Source organism: Luteibacter rhizovicinus (genome assembly GCF_004342265.1).
Lineage (GTDB): Bacteria > Pseudomonadota > Gammaproteobacteria > Xanthomonadales > Rhodanobacteraceae > Luteibacter > Luteibacter rhizovicinus_B.
The window spans coordinates 70,815-84,659 of sequence record NZ_SMCS01000005.1 but is presented as its reverse complement, the minus strand read 5'-3'; the positions used below and the strand labels follow the sequence as shown (position 1 = coordinate 84,659).

At 64.4% G+C, this 13,845-nt stretch carries 13 protein-coding genes; 3 read left to right on the top strand and 10 right to left on the bottom strand.

Going from position 1 to position 13,845, the window contains the following annotated elements; all coding sequences use genetic code 11:
* Positions 1-55 precede the first annotated feature (55 nt).
* The 4 genes from EC912_RS13340 to EC912_RS13325 all read right to left on the bottom strand — a co-directional run bounded on the left by EC912_RS13340 (position 56) and on the right by EC912_RS13325 (position 3,620).
* Positions 56-724: a DUF1345 domain-containing protein gene (locus EC912_RS13340; protein ID WP_132144863.1), complete on the bottom strand. Its 669-nt coding sequence runs from the start codon at positions 722-724 to the stop codon at positions 56-58.
* Positions 721-1,116 (bottom strand): response regulator, encoded by a 396-nt coding sequence (locus tag EC912_RS13335; protein WP_165973595.1) that lies wholly within the window; start codon positions 1,114-1,116, stop codon positions 721-723. The genes EC912_RS13340 and EC912_RS13335 overlap by 4 nt, the downstream gene beginning before the upstream one ends.
* A gap of 67 nt (positions 1,117-1,183) precedes the next feature.
* Entirely contained in the window at positions 1,184-3,256 is a 2,073-nt protein-coding gene (locus EC912_RS13330; protein ID WP_132145247.1) for an alpha/beta hydrolase family protein, read from the bottom strand.
* A gap of 79 nt (positions 3,257-3,335) precedes the next feature.
* The gene (locus tag EC912_RS13325) at positions 3,336-3,620 is read right to left on the bottom strand and encodes a GNAT family N-acetyltransferase (RefSeq protein WP_132144859.1); all 285 of its coding nucleotides are present in this window, start codon (positions 3,618-3,620) and stop codon (positions 3,336-3,338) included.
* Between the two features lie 255 nt (positions 3,621-3,875).
* Here EC912_RS13325 and EC912_RS13320 point away from each other — a divergent pair, with 255 nt between their 5' ends.
* The 3 genes from EC912_RS13320 (at position 3,876) to EC912_RS13310 (ending at position 7,044) form a co-directional block, all read left to right on the top strand.
* Positions 3,876-4,781, top strand: coding sequence for a CorA family divalent cation transporter (locus EC912_RS13320; protein ID WP_132144857.1), 906 nt, complete (start codon positions 3,876-3,878; stop codon positions 4,779-4,781).
* 4 nt (positions 4,782-4,785) lie between these two features.
* The gene (locus EC912_RS13315) at positions 4,786-5,706 is read left to right on the top strand and encodes an oxygenase MpaB family protein (protein WP_132144855.1); all 921 of its coding nucleotides are present in this window, start codon (positions 4,786-4,788) and stop codon (positions 5,704-5,706) included.
* Positions 5,707-5,985: 279 nt separating this feature from the next.
* Entirely contained in the window at positions 5,986-7,044 is a 1,059-nt protein-coding gene (locus EC912_RS13310; RefSeq protein WP_132144853.1) for a GGDEF domain-containing protein, read from the top strand.
* A gap of 69 nt (positions 7,045-7,113) precedes the next feature.
* On the opposite strand, the gene EC912_RS13305 is transcribed toward EC912_RS13310, so the two are convergent.
* From EC912_RS13305 to EC912_RS13280, 6 genes are all read right to left on the bottom strand, one after another.
* Positions 7,114-8,892 carry a DUF885 domain-containing protein gene (locus tag EC912_RS13305; RefSeq protein WP_132144850.1) on the bottom strand — a complete coding sequence of 593 codons (1,779 nt, stop codon included), beginning with the start codon at positions 8,890-8,892 and terminating at the stop codon, positions 7,114-7,116.
* Between the two features lie 88 nt (positions 8,893-8,980).
* The gene (gene sodC, locus EC912_RS13300; protein ID WP_132144848.1) at positions 8,981-9,511 is read right to left on the bottom strand and encodes a superoxide dismutase family protein; all 531 of its coding nucleotides are present in this window, start codon (positions 9,509-9,511) and stop codon (positions 8,981-8,983) included.
* A 193-nt stretch (positions 9,512-9,704) separates the two neighbouring features.
* Positions 9,705-10,094, bottom strand: coding sequence for a VOC family protein (locus EC912_RS13295; RefSeq protein ID WP_132144846.1), 390 nt, complete (start codon positions 10,092-10,094; stop codon positions 9,705-9,707).
* Positions 10,091-10,801, bottom strand: a complete 711-nt coding sequence (locus tag EC912_RS13290; RefSeq protein WP_132144844.1) for a pseudouridine synthase — start codon at positions 10,799-10,801, stop codon at positions 10,091-10,093. The genes EC912_RS13295 and EC912_RS13290 overlap by 4 nt, the downstream gene beginning before the upstream one ends.
* Entirely contained in the window at positions 10,798-11,853 is a 1,056-nt protein-coding gene (locus EC912_RS13285) for a class I SAM-dependent methyltransferase (protein ID WP_243649269.1), read from the bottom strand. Before EC912_RS13285 ends, EC912_RS13290 begins: the two co-directional genes overlap by 4 nt.
* Positions 11,854-12,197: 344 nt before the next feature.
* Positions 12,198-13,766 carry a protein adenylyltransferase SelO gene (locus EC912_RS13280; protein WP_132144840.1) on the bottom strand — a complete coding sequence of 523 codons (1,569 nt, stop codon included), beginning with the start codon at positions 13,764-13,766 and terminating at the stop codon, positions 12,198-12,200.
* Between the last annotated feature and the right edge of the window lie 79 nt (positions 13,767-13,845).

Genomic DNA, 13,845 nt, shown 5'->3' with positions numbered 1-13,845 from the left:
CTTTAGCGTGCCCTGACAAACAATGCAGCGTGTTCCGCCCCATCCCCGTGCGCCTTCACGCCTTGCCGGCCACCACGTTCACCGTGATGGCGATGATAATGACGTTGAAGAAAAACGCGATGACACTGTGCCCCAGCGCCACCCGGCGCAGTTTGTGGTCAGCGATCTGGACGTCGGAAACCTGGAAAGTCATGCCCAGCACCATGGCGAAATACAGGAAATCCCAGTAATCGGGAACCTTGGTTCCCGGGAACTGCAGCGCTTCGACCTCCACCGTGGCATCGCTGTAGCAGGCGTGTGCGTAGTGCAGCGCGAACATCGTATTCATGAACAGCCACGACAACAGCAGGCTGAAGCCAGCCACCGCGATGCCAAGCAGCCCGCTGGCGCTGTCCGAGCGCAGCTCGACCCCCAGCGCGACCAGCACCACCACCGACAGGGCCACGCTGATCCATAACGCCGTCCAGCGCCCGGGATCCTGTTCGCGAGCCCGTATCCGCATTTCCTCGATGGTCGCCCCCGCGAACATGGGCATGGTACTGCTGAGGAAAGTCAGGGCCGCGGCGTCGAATCCCAGCAGAAAGCCCAGGCTGGGGCGTATGCCGCTGGCGATCAGGCCGCCCGCCAGAAAGACGAAGATCGTCAGGGCGATGGTCCAGCGCGGCCTGAGCCGGAAATGCGGGGTAAATCGCCGCCATCCGGAGATACGTTTGCGTGGACTCATACCGGGTCGGTCCCTTTGGTACCGTGGATCAGGTCGAGCAGGACGGCATGGAGATCCGCCGTGCCATAGGGTTTGCGGAGCAACGGCCAGTCGCGCCAGCGCTCGTCCAGCCCGACGTCGTCGTAGCCGCTGCTGAAGACGAACGGGATACCCCGCGCGACCAGCACCTCGCCGACCCGCTCGCCGCTCTCGCCCGCCACGTTCACGTCCACGATGGCCAGATCGACCGTATGGGCGGCCAGGAAGACCAGCGCGGCCTCGACGTGTCCAAAAATGTGCACCGCCGTACTTCCGGCATCCAGAAGCCGGTCTTCCAACACCATGGCCAGCATGGCCTCGTCCTCGACCAGCAAGACGCTTCGTCCCTCGAGAATGCGTTCCGCCAGGCTCATTGTCCTTCCCATCCCTAACTGCATGCCGGACCGCAACCAGTCCGGCATGCAGTGTATCCGAGCGCGCTCAGGGCGTGGCTGACAGATACCGGTCGAACCACGAAAGTGCGCGGGCGAGCACATCGCGCTTGTTTTCGTCGCGAGCGAAGCCATGGCCTTCGCCCGGATAGACCACCAGCGACGTCGGAACGCCCTGTGCCTTAAGGGCGTGCCAGAACTCGAAGGACTGCGGCGCGGGCGTTTCCGCATCGCGCTCGCCGACCACGATCAGGGTGGGCGTCTTCACCTGGCGGATGAAGTCGATCGCGGAACTCTTCGCATAGACGCCCGGGTCGTCGTAAACCGACGCGCCGAAGTAAGGCGTCATCCACTGGTCGATCAGGTTCTGACCGTAATAACTCTGCCAGTTCGAGATACCGGCACCCGCCACCGCGGCGCGGAAACGATGGGTCTGGGTAACCGCGAACATCGTCATAAAGCCGCCATAGCTCCAGCCGGTGAGACCCAGTCGGGTATCGTCGATGGGATGGGTCTTCTCGATCGCGTCGACGCCTGCCAACACGTCGCGCAGATCGCCGTAGCCGAAATCGCGGCGGTTGGCCTGCACGAAGGCTTCGCCCTGCCCGTAGCTGCCGCGCGGGTTGGGCATGAACACGAAATAGCCCAGGGCCGCGAGCGGTGCGCCGCCGTAGCCGGCCGCCGGCCAACGGGGCAGCACGGCGCTGGCCGGACCGCCGTGGATCGCCACGATCATGCCGTAGTGCTTCTTCGGATCGAAGTTGGCGGGATAGAGCAGCCAGCCCTGCACATCGTGTCCTTCGTTTTCCCACGCGATGGATTCGGCCTTGCCCCAGGCCGGCTTCAACCCGGCATTGAAACGGGTGACGGACTGGGGAAGCGAACTGCCATCGAGTTTCGCCACCTGAACCTCGGGCGCCGTACCGAAGGAACTTTGGGTAAACGCGGCACGGGTGGCTGCCGTGTCCAGCGAAAGCGACATCGAAAGCCGCCCGTCGCCGATGCTCGCCGGCACACTGAACAGCGTCTGCTGCTTCAGCGATGCGCCCGCGGCGTCCATGCGATAAGCCGACACGCGACTGACGCCGCCCGCCACTTCCGAAACCACCAGCCGGTCGGCTTCCGGCCACGCGATCCATGACGGCGTCACTTTGCTGCCGGCCGTCAGGTTGACCGGCTCGCCACCGTTGGCCGCCACGCTGTAAATGTCGCCGCCGGTAGCTCCCTGATCGCTCATCAGGCCGCCGACGAACGCGATGCGCGAACCGTCGGGCGAGAAACGCGGTACGGCCATCTGCAACCCATGCAGCGATCCGGTCACCGTGGCGGTGTCGACGACGACCGTCGGCGACGAACCGGCAGCCGTGCCTTGCGCATAGAGCTTCGCCACCCACCAGTTGTTATCTCCCGGAGGCGGTGCCGCGACATAGGCGATGCGCGACGCATCCGGCGACCAGTTGAACTCATAGACGTGCAGACCGTCCGGCGTCAGCAGGCGCGGCTCGCCGCCGGCCGCGTCGATGGAAGCCACCTGCTGCACTTCGACACCGTCCACACCCACCTCGCCGAGCTGCGGCTTCGCCGCCGCGGTCGCGCTGGCACGGCGCGTGGCGCCCGGTACATACAGAAAGCCAAGGGTCTTGCCGTCGGCCGTCCAGGACAGCGCGTGGACATAGCCTTTCAGATGGGACACCTGAGCGGGCGCATCCTTTTTCTGCGTGTCGACCACGTAGATATCGTTCTGCTTGCCCTCGTCGGCGCCCGGCGCTTTGCCCGCGCAATCGGAAAGGAAGGCCAGGTGCCGGGAGTCCGGCGCCCAGACCGCGGCGGTCTCGCGGCACGCGCCCGCCTTGTAGGTAGTGACGCGATGAGCATGGCGGCCATCGACGTCGGCGACTTCCAGCACCGGCTTGCCATCGGTCTTCACCGTCCACGCAAGCTTCCGCCCATCGGGGGACAGCGACACCGAGTCGATGCTGCGCACCTTCTCCAGCGACGTCAGGATGGCTTCGATCCGCGGATCGGCAGGCTTCGCCGCCAGAGCCGCCGCATCGGCGGCTTGCACCTGCACGCCGGCCACGAAGGCCAGCGTCGCGAACGAAAGGGTCCAGGTTCTGGACATCGACATGACATACCCCCTAGCGAACGGCTTAAACGCCGAACGCTAGCACGCGTCCTTCCGTGCCGTCACCGGACGAAGGTCATGTCAGGAGCTTGTCGTACTCCGGGTGGCGCCTGAACCAGGTGCTTGCGTACGAGCAAGCCGGGATGATTTTCCAGCCCGCGGCTTCGGCGGTCTTCGCGGCGAAGAGGGTCAGTGCCGAGGCGATACCGCGTCCGCCCAGCGCCTGCGGCACTCCCGTGTGCGTGATCGTCATGATTTTGTCGCGCAGCTGGTATTCCAGCACGCTGACCTGTTCCTCGACCGTGGCCTTGAAGGCCTGGTTCGCGGTGTCGTGAACGATTTCCAGGGGTTGGGCGCTCATGTCTTCTCCTGTTCGTTGCGTGATGGCGAGACCGGTGGTGACGCTCCGCTTCGGATCGCGTTCGAGAGCGCTCCAACGACAAGCTTTTCATCGGGTGGGCGATAAGAATGCTCGTTCCCGCATGCGACTTCCACACCCACACCACGCTGGAGTCGTAAACTCAGGCACCCGTAACGGATCGATGAGGCGCAGGGCCGCGTGCTGACCATTCACCAACATGGCGAGGGCTCCGTGCCCCTTCAGTGGCAAAAGGACATGCCCATCCCCCACGGCATCCTCTGGCTGGACCTGATCGATCCCGACGAAGACGAGCGGGAATGCGCAAGAAAGGTCACGAACCTGCGTATTCCTCTCCGTCACGACATCGACAGTCTTGCGCTGTCCAGCCGTATCCGTACCGATGACGATGCGATGTATCTCAGCGTCCCCTACTTCGCCGACTGCGAAGGACATCATGCGCCGGCGCCCCTGGGCATCGTCGTGACCGCGAAGGTTCTGCTGACCGTGCGCTTCGCACCGTCGAAGGCATTCGATCTCGCTGCCAGCAACAGCGACGAACATCCCTGGACGTCCAGCGCGGACGCGCTCGCCACCTTGCTGGAATCCATCGTCAACCTTGCCGCCGGGCGCATGGAGGCAGTCGCCGTCGACCTGAGGAAACTGTCCGAACGGGTCTTTACCCGGACACGCCTGGGCACCGCCGCGCTACGCAACTGCATGCTGGACGTGGGGCACCTGGAAGGTCAGCAGACGCGCAACCGTTCTTCGCTGCTCGGTATCCAGCGCATCGTGTCGTTCGTTCGCAGCAAATCGCCCGAATGGATGTCCGACGATGTCGAAGTGCGCCTGCGCGTCGTGGATCACGACCTGCGCACGCTGGACGAATTCGACGATCAGCTGACCAATAAGCTCCAGTTCCTGCTCGATGCCTCGCTCGGCTTCATCAATACGGACCAGAACCATGTGATGAAGGTGCTGACGGTCGCTTCGGTCGCGACCATTCCACCGATCATCCTGGCCGGCGTATGGGGCATGAACTTCAAGCACATGCCCGAACTGGACTGGTACTGGAGCTACCCGCTGGCACTCGCCGCGATCGCGATCAGCACGATCCTGCCGGTGCTGTTCTTCAAGTGGCGCGGCTGGCTATCGGGCGACTGACCGTATGAGCCCTCCCCTTTCTTTCCTGATGGGCCCCGTCAGCGGCCAGATACGTCGCTGGGTACTCAGCGCGTTTCCGCGCGACCCGGCCGGCGGTATCGATTACGACCACCCGGTGGGCGATGCCGGCCTGTTCGGTCCCAACAGCGTCACCTGGAAAATCAACGCCGACTTTCCCGGGATGCTTTCGGGCGGCCTGTGCGCGCTGATGCTGCAGACCCTGCATCCGCAGGCACTGGCGGGCGTGTGGGACCATTCGAACTTTCGCGAAGACCTGGTCGGCCGTCTGCGCCGCACGACGGCTTTCGTCGGTGGGACCACCTACGCACCGACCGCCGACGCGCGTGCGCTGATCGACCGCGTGCGCCGCATTCATGGCCAGGTGCGTGGTGTCACCGAAGCTGGCGTTCCCTATTCCGCCGACGACCCCGACCTGCTGACCTGGGTGCACGTCACCGAGATGAGCAGCTTCCTCGCCGGCTACCGCCGTTACTGCCGTGCGGACCTCCCGCCCGGTGCGGCCGACGCCTACTACGACGAAACGCGCCGGGTCGCGGAAGCGCTGGGAGCGCGTGACGTACCGGCATCCGAACGCGAGGTGGAGGCGTACTTCGCCGACGTGCTCCCTCGCCTGGTCTACGGCGAACGCTCGCGCGTCGTCCTCGACGTGCTGTCGCGCATCCTGCTTCCGGTCCCCATGGCCGGCCTGTCGCGCGAACTGTTCCTCGGCGCCGGCGCGGCCCTGCTTCCGGGCTGGGCCGAGGACGCCCTTCAACGCACTGCCTCGCAGCGTCGCGGCGCCCGCCTGGCCGCACATACGTTGAAAGGCATGTCGCCGCTTTTCCGCCGCGCACTGAAGGACGGCGTGGCATCGCGGTCCTGCCGGCGCGTAGGCGTCACCCCCGAATTGCTGACCCGCTGGTAGCGGTCCCTCGTGCCGAAAAGCTGCCTCGATCCGGATGGCATGACGCCATCAGGCAAGGAACTGCGTCACAAATTGGCACATCGACTTGCATTTCGACTAAAGTAAGGGGCTGCGTTGCCGCTAAAGGACTAAGGAGAGATGTCCTCAGGCGCAACAGCACGTGGTTGAACACGGGGCGTTGAGCGCATCTACTCGGGGGAGGAAGCCGTCGGTGCCATCAGGAAACAACCCAGCGAAAAACCCTCCCGAGGCCGCTGCCTCGCGTCGGGCCGTGCCGGCATGAGAGGCACATGGCCCTTCGCTTCCGACGCCCTGCCCGAATCGCGGCTGCTCGCCTCCGTGGCCGAGTTCACCCATCACCGTGACATCGACGCCCTGGATCACAGCCTGGTCCTCTCGCTGGCCGAGCTGGTCACGGTCGGGTCGGTCGCCCTGTGCAAACGCGGCGACGATCCCCTGCATCCGATCGAGTCGCTGGTGGTGTGCACCCGGAACGACGAAGACACGCTGGTCGTGAACGCGGTCGGCGCGCACCAGGACGCCGTACTCGCCAAAAGCCTGATCCGCAGCATGGATACGCTCGAAGCCATCAGTGAAATCACTCCCGACGGCGTATCGCGCCTGATCGTTCCCGTACAGAGGGACCACGTCGCCATCGGCGCGCTGATGCTCGAATCGGGCGAGCCGCTGGACGCGATCCGCCCCCTGATCGACGGCTTCTCGCGTATTTACGGCAACTACATCGCCCTGCTCAACGAGAGCGAGCGCGACAAGCTCACCGGCCTGTACAACCGGCGGAGCTTCGAACAACGCCTGCGCCGGTTGCTGAAATCGCACTCCGAACGCGCACTCAGGCAAGTCGACGAGCGGCGCACGGCCGTCGACGATTCGCGGATATGGCTGGCCATCCTCGACATCGACCACTTCAAGCGCATCAACGACACCTACGGCCATGTCTACGGCGACGAAGTGATCCTGATGCTCGCGCAGCGGATGCGTGCGTCGTTCCGCCAGTCCGATATCCTGTTTCGCTTCGGCGGCGAAGAATTCGTCATGCTGATCACCGCTGCCGACGAGGCATCGGTAAACGCGACGCTCGATCGTTTCCGCCAGCACATCGCCGATCACAACTTCCCCCAGGTCGGCAACGTCACCGTCAGCATCGGATACGCCCTCATCGGCGAACACGACTATCCGGAAATCGTGCTCGATCGTGCCGACAAGGCGCTGTACTTCGCGAAGCAGAACGGCCGCAACAGCGTGTACGGCTACGAAGCGCTGACCGAACGCGGCGAACTGGCGACGCCGATGCCGGCGGGAAGCATCGACCTGTTCTGAGCGGACTCGCCTCTCCTTTGCAGGAACGCTCAAGAGCGCTCCTGCACAAGAAGCCCCGAGATCAACCCATCACAATGGCGCCGAATCGTCGTGCAACATGGCGCGACGAACGATCTTGATCGGCGCGAAACCCTGCCGCATGAAATCGTCGTGGAAGCGATGCACGTCGAACTTCGCCCCCTGCTTTGCCTGAAGGTCGGCGCGCAGCTTGAGTATCTCGAGCTTGCCGAGCGTGTAATAGAGATAAGTCGGATCGGACGTGCCACGTTTGGTTTCGATCAGGCCAACGCCGCGAGACTGATAGCCTTCCTTCACGAAGAAGTCGACCGCCTGATCGAACGTCATCTGGCCACTATGCATCTTGATGCCGACGATGAAGCGCGCGTTGCGCAGCAACGCATCCTGTAACTGACCCAGTTTCAGCAGTTTCTGCTGACGCGGATCGTTCGGATACAACGCCTGTGCAAAGCCTTCATCCAGCATCATCTGCTCGCAATAATGCGCCCAGCCCTCGGCATTGCTGTTCGCGCCCACGAGCTTGCGCACGCGGTCGTCCACCTGGTGCATCCACAGGAACTGGATGTAGTGGCCGGGATAGGCTTCGTGCACGGCAACGCTGCTGATTACCGGATAGCTGAACTGCGCCATGAAATCGTCGGTGCGCTGTTTGTCCCAGCCCGCCTCGGGCAGCGTGACGTTGAAATACGCTTCCTTGGCGACGGTTTCGTACGGTCCCGGGGTGTCCATGGAAGCGAACGTCGTCGCACGCATGAAAGGCGGCGTTTCTTCGAGGATCGGTCTTACCTTCGAGGGAATCGTGATGATGCCCTTGTCCTCGATGAAGCCTATGAGCTTGTCGAAACTGGCGCGGAACGTATCCAGCAGCTTGTCGCCCGGCGGATGATCGGCGGCCAGGTCGGCCAGCACCTGCGCTGGCGTTTTGGTCGGATCGAGCTCCTTCGCCACGCGCGCGAACTCACGCTGATTGGCGCGCATGTTTTCCATGTCGATGGCGACGAGCTTGTCGAGCGGCGTGTCCACCATCTCGTCGTACGCCAGTTTCTTGCGATACGTGTCGGCGCCGATCCGGAAGTCGCCCTTCGAGCGCGGCAGGACGTCGCTCTTCAGCCAGGTCTGGTAGTCGTCGAGCGCCTTTATCACGGCGCCGTTGGACGCATCGAACTCCTTGCGAAGCGCGGCATCCTTCACGTCGACGAACGCGGCGGGGACGTCGTTCTGGAAGAACGTCAGCAGACCCGGCAACTGCTCCAGCGCAATCTCCGTGTAGATCTTCGGCGGATTGACGAGATTGGTCCGCGCCGCGGCCAGTGTGTCGAGCATGTGCTTCTCGCGCGAAACCAGCGAGCGCATGCGATCGTCCGCCGAGGCGAACTTGCGCGCCATCAGCGTGAACGCGCTACTCGCGATGCCGCTTGAGTAGAAGTCCGGATTCTTTTCCCAGGGCTTGATGACGGTCAGCGTCAGCAGCTGACCGCGCACACTGTTCAGCAGCAACTCGCGATCGCCGGCTACCTGTTCGCCAAGCGTCTTGGGCGCTACGGCCGCGAAACGGGACTCCCAGTCGCGCAGCGCCTTTACCTGCGCATCGATACCTGCCTTGCTGGCATTCTCGAGCTGTCCGTCATAGCGATGGATGCCTGCCGTGGTGGCTGCGGTGGGATTGTTCGGAAAATAGAAACCGTCGAAGTACGCGTCGGCGAGCGCCATGAAAGTCTTGTCGCTCTGACTGGCCGGCTGGACCGCCTGAGCCGGCTCGGCGGCATGCGCGAACGTGGGCAGCGCGAGGACGAGGGCGGCACTCAGCAGCGTTCTGGACAACTTCGGCATGACGTACTCTCGGTGGCGTGGTCGACGCCGGAGTGTACGGCCGGGATACGCGGCGCCGCCAGCATGGCGACGCCGCGTGCTTGTGGTCTTACTTCACCACGCCGCAGACAATGCGCGCACCGCCGCCGCCCAGCGCTTCGGGATGATCGGAATGGTTGTCGCCACCGGCATGCACCATCAGCGCATGCCCCTTCAGCTCCGCCAGCGTCTTCAGACGCGGGGCAAGAACCTCCGTGGCACTGCTGCCATCGGCCGTCACGGTCAGCGCGGGAAGATCGCCTTCATGGCCCGAGTCGGAGTAAGGACCTTCGTGCTTGTTGGTCTTCGCCGGGTCGAAGTGGCCGCCGGCGGCAAGCGCCGCGCCCTTCTTGCCGTCCTTCTCGCCCGGTTCGCAGCTCGGATTGGCGTGCAGGTGGAAACCGTGGACGCCCGGTGCCAGCCCCTTGAGATCGGGCGTGAAAAGTAGGCCGTACTTGCTCTCGGTCACCGTGATCTTGCCGACCGCGGCGCCGACACCATCGGCGGTGACGGCGTTCATGGGCACTTCGAGGGTTTTGTCGGCGGCGAAGGCGGTGGAACACAGAAGCAGGCCGGTCAATGCGTATGCGATCTTGTTCATCGTGGGGGTTCCTCGTCCGTTAAGTGGGACATCGATACTGCAGGATCGGTGTAGGGGGCGTCTATCGCGCGGTGCGGGACCCACGAAACACAGCCGGGGGCGTGCCGGCACGCCCAGACACTATCGCTGCGGATTCCGGCATGCGCCGGAATCCGCAGCGAGGCAATCGGTTTTCGCTATACGCCGAGTGCTCTTAAGCCCGCTGCAACAAATCCCACCGATTCCCGTACAAATCCTCGAACACCACCACCGTCGCATAACTCTCCCGGCGCGGCTCTTCGATAAAACGCACACCCGCCTCGCGCATCCGCGCGTAGTCGGCTTCGAAATCCGTCGTATGCAGGAAATAACCCACGCGCCCGCCGGTCTGCCTGCCCACGGCAGCGCGCTGATCGTCCGTGTCGGCAACCGCGAGCAGCAGGCAGCTGCCGTTCGCACCGGACGGCGCCACGCGGACCCAGCGCTTCGAAGGCGACAGCGCGGTGTCCTCGAGCAACGCGAATCCGAGCGCACCGGTGAAATAAGCGATGGCCTCGTCGTAATCGCGAACGAGAAAAGTGACGGCCGACAGTTCCTGGCTCATGGGGACTCCGATGAAAAGATACGTGCGATATCCGCCGCGTCGAGCGCGCGCCACTGCCCCGATGGCAGACCGTCGAGCGTAAGACCGCCAAGCGAAACACGTTCCAGCGCTTCGACGTGATTGCCCACGGCGGCGAACATCCGGCGCACCTGGTGATAACGGCCTTCGGTCAGCGAGACCCTCGCTTTACGCGGTGTCAGCACGTCGAGCTTCGCGGGCGCGAGCGGATCGTTCTCGCCTTCGAGCATCAGCGTGCCGGCGGCGAAGATATCGCCTTCGTCGCCACGCAGGTCCGAGGCCAGCGTCGCTTCATACACCTTGGCCAATCGCGATTTCGGTGAAATGATCCGGTGCAGCAACGGACCGTCGTCGGTGAACAGCAACAGTCCCGACGTTTCGCGGTCCAACCGCCCGACCGTCGACAGCACGGGATTGCGCAACGCGAAGCGTGGTGGCAGCAAGTCGTAAACCAGACAGCCCACATCCTTGCGCGAGCAGGTAACGCCAAGCGGCTTATTCAGCAGTACGATCAGGCCTTGCGGCGGATCGAGAGGCTCGCCCTCGAACAGAATGCGATCGTGTTCGACCTTGTCGTCGGCGTACAGCACTTCGCCATCGACATCCGTGACCAGGCCTTCGCGAAACATCGCGGCCACCTGCTTACGGCTGCCATAGCCAAGATTGGCCAGAAGTTTTACCAGTTTCATCGCACACCCCGTGCTTCGATTACTTTGAATCCATCGCGTTCGATGACCGTACGCACCTGCACGAAGCGCGCCGCGAGCGTGCTCTCGTAAGGCAGGTGCCGGTTGGCCACCATCCACAGTACGCCGCCGTGCACGAGCGCATCCGCGGCGCGTTCGATAAACGCGCGACCGAGTTCGGGCTGGTCCGCCCTGCCCTGATGGAACGGCGGATTGGACACGATGGCGTGATAGCGCCGGTCGAGTCCGGCGGTGACATCGCGCCAGAGGACGTCGAAACGAACGGGCCTGTCGTGCCGCGCCACGGCCGCTTCCACATTCATGCGCGCGGGTTGCAGCGCGCGCGCCTCCGCCTCGTAGAGATCGATATCCGTCACGGCGGCGCAACGATCCAGCACTTCGCACGACAGATAGCCGAAGCCTGCGCCCAGGTCGGCCACGGTCCCTGAAAGATCGGACGGCAGCACCTCGGCAAGCAGCGCGGACGCCACGTCTATCCGGTCCCAGGCAAACAGGCCGCGCCGGCTGACGAAACGGTCGCCGGCGATGCGAACCGGTTCGTCCAACGCCAGCCAGGCTTGCATCAGCGCGTCGTCGACAATGGCGCCGGGCCGGGTCCAGAACACGCGACATTTGTGCTTGGATATCTGCGTGACGCCTCCGGCAAGCGCGGTCAGATCGCTTTCGGCTGTGCGTGCGCCTTCCGCGTTCGGAACGCTGGCGACGACGATCCCGCCCGGCGCGACCTGCCGAAGCGCCCGGGCGAACAGCGCGCGCGTTTCCTCGCGCTGACGCGTGGGCAGCACCAGCACCAGCGGGAACACCTCGTCGGGCGCATCGGCGACCACATCGAAGCCCGAACGCTCCAGCGCGTCGGCGAACGGCCGGAACGACTGCTGCATCACCCAGCCCGGGCGGCGCAGTTCGCGCGCGCGGAAGCCATCGCGCGCGCGCAGGAACAGCACGCGGCCGTCCGCCGGGAAACGCAGGTCGCCGGTGTCGAAGGGAACGAAGAGCGCATCGAGCGCCACGTCGGAATGAAGGCCTGGGGCCACGAGGTGCCTTGGGGCAAGAGGACGACCGGCGATTCTAGCGCATGGCTCCTCCCCCGGCCGTCGCATGTCCGCAACGGATCCCTGTGGGATGGCTCCCTGTGGTGGCTCTCTGTGGGAGCGCGCCTGCGCGCGAAAGCCAACGGGGCGAGGACGCCGGATACTCTCATCCGCGAGCCCTATCTTCTGGCTGCGGATGCCACCCACAGCATCGCCGCTTCGTTGGCTTTCGCGCGCAGGCGCGCTCCCACAGAGAGCCGGCCTCACTGGAGAGCCGTCCCACAGCAGAGCCTTGCTACAGAGAGCTAGCTGGCACCAAGGGTTTCGGAGGCCCCAGTCCAGCCCGATTACGAGCTACACGACAACATCGAACAACCGGCCTTTTCGCGCGCCCAGTCCGGGCGGCGCGCCGCGAACGCCTCCTTCCCAGGCTGCTCGTCATACGGGCGCCGCAACAGTTCGAGCAACTCCAGCACCCCGCCGTCGTCCCCGTCCGTCGCACGGTCGATCGCCTGCTGAGCCAGGTAATTGCGCAGCACATAGACAGGGTTGGCCGCATTCATCAGCGTCCCGCGCTGCTCGACAGATGCGCCGTCCTCACGCAAACGCACCGAATAACGCGCCAGCCAGTCGCGGAACGATGCTTCGGTCGCTTCCCGCTTTCCCGCGTCGTAAAACACATGCGAAAAAACCTCCGGGTCCGGCGCCTGCGGATCGAACCGGCCCAGTGCCCGGAAAAACAGCGTCATATCCATCTCGCCCGCCGTCAGCACCTCGCGCAGCGATTGCGCCAGCGCTTCGTCGCCTTCACGCCAGTCGGACAGGCCGAGCTTGGCGGCCGTAAAGGCGGAGTCGTCCGCCTCGAACCTGGCGGCATAGCGGCCCAGCCCTTCCTGCAACGCCTCGACGCCCGAAAACAACGGCGACAACGCCTGAGCCAGCCGATGCAGGTTCCAGTAAGCAATCTGCGGCTGCTGGCCGAAACGGTAGCGGCGATGCTGGCGGTCGGTCGTGTTCGGCGTCCAGTCCATATCGAAGTTATCGATCCAGCCATAGGGGCCGTAGTCGATGGTGAGACCCAGGATCGACATGTTGTCGGTATTCATCACGCCATGGACGAAACCGACGCGCATCCAGTGCGCCATCAGCGTCGCCGTGCGCTCGCACACTTCCCCGAACCAGTCGCCGACAATGCGCTCGTCATAGGTTTCCGCGATCCCGTAATGAGGAAAACCATGGCGAATCGTATGGTCGACCAGCCGGCGCAGCAGCGGGACATCGTTCCGGGACGAGGGCAGTTCATACGATCCGAACCGAAGGAACGACGGCGCCACGCGACAGACGATCGCGCCCGGCTCGGCCTCCGGATGCCCGTCGTAGAACATGTCCCGCATGACGCTGTCGCCCGTGGCAACCAGGCTCAGCGCGCGCGTGGTGGGCACGCCCAGGTGGTGCATCGCCTCGCTACAGAGGAATTCGCGAATCGACGAGCGCAATACCGCCCGGCCATCGGCCCCACGCGAATAAGGCGTGCGCCCGGCACCTTTCAGCTGTAGCTCGTAGCTCACGCCGCCCCGGCCGATAGCCTCGCCAAGTCCGATGGCCCGGCCGTCGCCGAGCTGCCCGGCCCAGTGCCCGAACTGATGGCCGCCATAGTTCGCCGCGTAGGACTGCATCCCCGGAAGTAACTCATTGCCGGCGAACACCCTGGCGAATTCAGGGTCTCGCGCCACGTCGGCGGGCATGTCCAGAAGCGCCAGCACCTCCCGCGAAACCGCGATGACCCGCGGTGCGGCAACCGGGGTCGGAGAGACGAAGGAATATGCGGCGCCCTCGACCTGCCGCGGCCGTCCGCCCAATTCGTCGTCGGCCGGCAACTCGCGGACAAATGCATTGTCGAAACGCAGTGATCGCATAGGGGTGTCGAGGGTATGGTGGGGAACGAACAACCGATATCCGGGCGACCGCGCGCAATGCAAGGCGCACATAACGCGT

What these genes read in the sequence shown, in the direction of transcription:
- EC912_RS13340 (WP_132144863.1), bottom strand. Translation starts at nt 724, where the DNA reads ATGAGTCCACGCAAACGTATCTCCGGATGGCGGCGATTTACCCCGCAT.
- EC912_RS13335 (WP_165973595.1), bottom strand. Translation starts at nt 1,116, where the DNA reads ATGAGCCTGGCGGAACGCATTCTCGAGGGACGAAGCGTCTTGCTGGTC.
- EC912_RS13330 (WP_132145247.1), bottom strand. Translation starts at nt 3,256, where the DNA reads ATGTCCAGAACCTGGACCCTTTCGTTCGCGACGCTGGCCTTCGTGGCC.
- EC912_RS13325 (WP_132144859.1), bottom strand. Translation starts at nt 3,620, where the DNA reads ATGAGCGCCCAACCCCTGGAAATCGTTCACGACACCGCGAACCAGGCC.
- EC912_RS13320 (WP_132144857.1), top strand. Translation starts at nt 3,876, where the DNA reads ATGCCCATCCCCCACGGCATCCTCTGGCTGGACCTGATCGATCCCGAC.
- EC912_RS13315 (WP_132144855.1), top strand. Translation starts at nt 4,786, where the DNA reads ATGAGCCCTCCCCTTTCTTTCCTGATGGGCCCCGTCAGCGGCCAGATA.
- EC912_RS13310 (WP_132144853.1), top strand. Translation starts at nt 5,986, where the DNA reads ATGAGAGGCACATGGCCCTTCGCTTCCGACGCCCTGCCCGAATCGCGG.
- EC912_RS13305 (WP_132144850.1), bottom strand. Translation starts at nt 8,892, where the DNA reads ATGCCGAAGTTGTCCAGAACGCTGCTGAGTGCCGCCCTCGTCCTCGCG.
- sodC (WP_132144848.1), bottom strand. Translation starts at nt 9,511, where the DNA reads ATGAACAAGATCGCATACGCATTGACCGGCCTGCTTCTGTGTTCCACC.
- EC912_RS13295 (WP_132144846.1), bottom strand. Translation starts at nt 10,094, where the DNA reads ATGAGCCAGGAACTGTCGGCCGTCACTTTTCTCGTTCGCGATTACGAC.
- EC912_RS13290 (WP_132144844.1), bottom strand. Translation starts at nt 10,801, where the DNA reads ATGAAACTGGTAAAACTTCTGGCCAATCTTGGCTATGGCAGCCGTAAG.
- EC912_RS13280 (WP_132144840.1), bottom strand. Translation starts at nt 13,766, where the DNA reads ATGCGATCACTGCGTTTCGACAATGCATTTGTCCGCGAGTTGCCGGCC.